Source organism: Anabaena sp. UHCC 0253, assembly GCF_009712085.1.
Classification (GTDB): Bacteria; Cyanobacteriota; Cyanobacteriia; order Cyanobacteriales; family Nostocaceae; genus Dolichospermum.
Genome location: NZ_VILD01000002.1, coordinates 899373 through 903566 on the forward strand (window position 1 = coordinate 899373; position 4194 = coordinate 903566).

Annotated in this window: 3 protein-coding genes and 2 rRNA genes; 2 read left to right on the plus strand and 3 right to left on the minus strand. The window is 40.1% G+C overall.

The window, feature by feature from the left end:
• The first annotated feature begins 980 nt into the window (after positions 1–980).
• Both FJR38_RS08290 and FJR38_RS08295 read left to right on the plus strand, forming a co-directional pair.
• A complete protein-coding gene (locus FJR38_RS08290) occupies positions 981–1229 on the plus strand; it encodes a hypothetical protein (RefSeq protein ID WP_168498559.1) in 249 nt (82 codons plus the stop codon).
• A 3-nt stretch (positions 1230–1232) separates the two neighbouring features.
• Positions 1233–2459 carry a murein transglycosylase A gene (locus tag FJR38_RS08295; protein ID WP_168498557.1) on the plus strand — a complete coding sequence of 409 codons (1227 nt, stop codon included), beginning with the start codon at positions 1233–1235 and terminating at the stop codon, positions 2457–2459.
• Positions 2460–2539: 80 nt separating this feature from the next.
• Here the strand turns inward: FJR38_RS08295 and FJR38_RS08300 are convergent, their stop codons facing one another.
• From FJR38_RS08300 to FJR38_RS08310, 3 genes are all read right to left on the minus strand, one after another.
• Positions 2540–3409 carry a DUF5895 domain-containing protein gene (locus FJR38_RS08300; protein WP_168498604.1) on the minus strand — a complete coding sequence of 290 codons (870 nt, stop codon included), beginning with the start codon at positions 3407–3409 and terminating at the stop codon, positions 2540–2542.
• A gap of 162 nt (positions 3410–3571) precedes the next feature.
• A 5S ribosomal RNA gene (rrf, locus tag FJR38_RS08305) occupies positions 3572–3689 on the minus strand.
• Between the two features lie 178 nt (positions 3690–3867).
• Positions 3868–4194, minus strand: a 23S ribosomal RNA gene (locus FJR38_RS08310); the annotation flags it as partial.

Below are 4194 nucleotides of genomic sequence, written 5' to 3' on the forward strand. Positions count from 1 at the left end.
CTATTCCCTAGAAATATAATTGTCTGAATCAGGATAGCCAGGATTTGAGGATTCACAGGATAGTTTGATCGTTTTGGTTATAGGTTTTTGATTCTGATTTTGATTGATTGTACTATTCCCTAGAAATATAATTGTCTGAATCAGGATAGCCAGGATTTGAGGATTTACAGGATGGTTTGATCGTTTTGTTAATAGGTTTTTGATTCTGATTTTGATTGATTGTACTATTCCCTAGAAATATAATTGTCTGAATCAGGATAGCCAGGATTTGAGGATTTACAGGATGGTTTGATCGTTTTGTTAATAGGTTTTTGATTCTGATTTTGATTGATTGTGTTATAGCGGTTATCGGTAGGATGCAATACAATCTAGGGCGCAGACCCTGCGCCCCTACAGGGTTTGCAATTGGCTGACTGTATCTCACTCAAGTGCATACCGCTATATTGAGCTATGAGTAAAAATATCAAATCAAATATCCTGTAAATCCTTTAATCCTGGACATCCTGATTCAGACAAAAATTAAAATCAAATATCCCGTAAATCCTTTAATCCTGTAAATCCTGATTCAGACAAAAATTAAAATCAAGGTAAATTAATTTAACTGACCATGAAATACTATTAACAACAGCCTATAGCGGTTATCGCCCTTGATGCAATACAATAGAGGGCGCAGACCCTACGCCCCTACAGAGTTTGCCATTAGCTGACTGTATCTCATGCAAGTGCATACCGCGATAACACCTTTCCTACTAAATATCTCCTGGACTTGTGAAGAGAAATCCAAGCTTGTCTCTACTTTGCAATACCTGTTCCTGTGATGTTGGTGACGACATCCAAAAATCAAACTGGGTGAAAAGTGCAAGATGTGAGTAAAACTATTGTAGAAAGGTCATCTTGCCTGTCACTTAACTAATTACCCTTTCCAGAGTGGTGCGACGTAGTTAACAATGGAGTAGATGTATTTTTAGTGATCTGAAATTATGCCGAGAACTCCAAACGAATATGCTGTATTTCTGCTTTTAGACAGTGGACACCGGGAAGAAGTGCGTTTTCCTACTATTCAAGAATTCCAAAAGTGGTACAGTAGTGAGCTTGTGCCAAAATCTGCTTCTCATGATTTTATTAGCGTACCGATTAAAAATATTCAGGGAGAATATATGGTGGTACGTCCGTCTAAGATTGTAGGGATTCGAGTAGAACCTGTTTTTAATTCCAGTATTGAAAGATAAAAGATGAGAAAAAACCTTACTTTGCTTGCCTTAAGTCTGGGAATTGCCCTGATAAATCCACTTTCTTTAGTTGTTGCTCAAGCTCCGACTTCACAGCCTGTCATCATACCAGTTGCCCCTCAACCATTACCGGAGGTGTTACCAGCACTCCAACCCGTTAATATCGAAACTGCTTGTGCTGCTCAAGGTTGTTTCGGTTGGGACGAACAACTTTGGGGTAAACGGGGAGATAAAAAAGCACTGTTAACTTCAATTGATCACAGTTTGCGTTATTTGGGAACGAATAAAGCAGCTACAATCTATGCTAATTACCCAATTCAGGGAATTACCCTAGATCGAGTGCGTCGGAGTTTAGTACGCTTTCGGCAACTGGTGGTTAGTTCTCAGTCAGCAGCCCAATTGCAAGCTGCTGTGCGTCGAGAGTTTGTTTTTTACCAGTCTGTAGGCAACGATGGTAGGGGGACTGTTAAGTTCACGGCTTATTATGAGCCTGTGTATACTGCCAGTCGTACCAGAACTTCAGTATATAAATATCCTTTGTATAGAGTCCCACCTGATTTTAAGGAATGGGCGAAACCTCATCCCAAACGGGTTGATTTAGAAGGAAAAGATGGTTTATTGGGGAATAAAAGTAAGTTACGCGGATTAGAAATGCTGTGGTTCCGCGATCGCTTTGATCCCTACATGATTCATATCCAAGGTTCTGCCCAAATTAATTTAACCAATGGAAAGAAAACTTCCGTCGGTTTTGCGGGAGGAACAGAGTATCCTTGGACGAGTATCGGTGGAGAATTAGCAAAAGATGGTAAATTGCCACTTAGCGGTTTAACTATGCCTAAGTTGATTAGTTATTTCCGCCAAAATCCCAAGGAGTTGAATAATTATTTACCACGCTGGGAAAGATTTGTTTTCTTTCAAGAAACTAACGGAACACCAGCAACAGGCAGTATTAACGTTCCTGTAACCACAGATCGTTCTATTGCTACAGATAAATCTCTCATGCCACCGGGCGCACTAGCAATGATTATTAACTCATTCCCCTATCCTACCAGTCGTGGCAAGTTGGCAGCTCGAAGAGTTAACCGTTTTGTCCTAGATCAGGATACAGGCAGTGCGATTAAAGGACCAGGAAGAGTAGATTATTTCATGGGATCTGGTAAATTAGCAGGCGATCGGGCCGGTATTACAGGTGGCAATGGTTCACTATTTTATTTACTACTGAAAGAATAGGAGGTAGGGGCGCAGTCCCTGCGCCCAATCAGGAGAAAGAGGGAAGAAAAAAATTTTTCCCCTGTCCCTCTTCCCATTCCCTAATACGGTGGATAACCAAATTCATCATCATCTGCATACACATAGGAATTGGTAACACCAGTCATTTCTACCTTAGAAATTTCTGGTTTAATCACTTCCTTACCAAATTCTTTGTATTCCTCAAAAGTCTTACAAATTATTTCCGACTCAGGGGAATCTGAGGCAATCATATAATCAGTTAAAGTTGAAACTGTGGGATGTTTATAATCTACAGTTGAAGCTACCAAAGCAATATTAGGTTCAATTCCTCTTTCTTCACATTCAATAATTGGGCAAAAAATCCCATGAGCATGAAATAAAGGACCCTTTGGAGTTACAGGTTTCTTGTGAAAACCAGCATAAGCTTTTTCTAATTCTCCAGCAAAACCACTAGTAATTCGCCCTTGTTGATATTCAGCATAATTTTTACCAAAACTAGCACCGGCTGAACCACTAAGAGTTAATTGCAGAGGTGATTGATGTAAAAACTTTTTATCTTCACCTACCAAAAAAATCAGATGACGGGTAAAAATCTTAAATTTAACTTTATCCGCTAAAAAAGCATCATAATTATCCTTAAATGTCCCTAATTTCATCCCCGTTTCTCGGTCTTTCACAGATAATGGACCACGACGCACAATTACTAATCGGGGAGTAGTGCTAATAAATACCGTTTCCACTCCCGAACTAAATTCATGGTCTACCTGTTGCCAATTTTCATCTGGTTGAAAACCAACAGCTTGAGCATTATCCCGACTAATTGCTAGACCATAACTCTGTAAACCATCTGTACCATAACGAGGGTTAATCATCAAACCCCAGGGCAGGACTTGGGAAGGTGGGGCGTTAAATTTTTCGTCTTCAAAATCGAACTTAGCAGATGCTTTCATCACTTTTAGAATAATAAAGTGTTTAGTTTTACTAGTCTATCTTTTTTACTATTAATTGAGAACATCAAGCACTCTGAATTAGATTTTAACAACTTCAGTTTATCTATATAAAAACAAAACCCCCTCTAAATGAATAGAAGGGGCATTGTTGTAAAATATAAGACCTGGCATCGAGCTATTTTGACGTGGGGCTACCCCCAAACTATCGTCGCCGCAGCAGCGTTTCACCTCTGAGTTCGGGAAGGGATCAGTGTGGTTCCACTGCGCCATAGACACCAGGAAACAATTAAAAATTAAAAATTTAGAATTAAAAATTAACTCTCAGTTTTTAACTTAGGGCGCTCACAACCCTGAAGACTGCAAAAAGAAAGAGAATCAGCCGTCATAATTAACTACCAAAAACTGACATTTTTAATTATCAATTGTCAATTGTCAATTGTCAATTATCAATTGTAGAAGAGGTCAAGCCCTCGGTCTATTAGTACTCATCAGCTACATACATTACTGCACTTCCACTTAGAGCCTATTAACGGGTGTTCTGCCCGTGACCTTACCTACTTTTTGTAGTGAGAGTACTCATCTTGAGGTGGGCTTCCCACTTAGATGCTTTCAGCGGTTATCCTCTCCGCACTTGGCTACCCAGCGTTTACCGTTGGTACGATAACTGGTACACCAGCGGTGCGTTCCTCCCGGTCCTCTCGTACTAAGGAGGACTCCTCTCAATACTCTTACGCCTGCACCGGATATGGACCGAACTGTCTCACGACGTTCTGAACCCAGCTCAC

Bases quoted from the DNA above. Each gene is read 5' to 3' on its own strand.
- FJR38_RS08290 (WP_168498559.1), top strand. From the start codon at position 981: ATGCCGAGAACTCCAAACGAATATGCTGTATTTCTGCTTTTAGACAGT.
- FJR38_RS08295 (WP_168498557.1), top strand. From the start codon at position 1,233: ATGAGAAAAAACCTTACTTTGCTTGCCTTAAGTCTGGGAATTGCCCTG.
- FJR38_RS08300 (WP_168498604.1), bottom strand. From the start codon at position 3,409: ATGAAAGCATCTGCTAAGTTCGATTTTGAAGACGAAAAATTTAACGCC.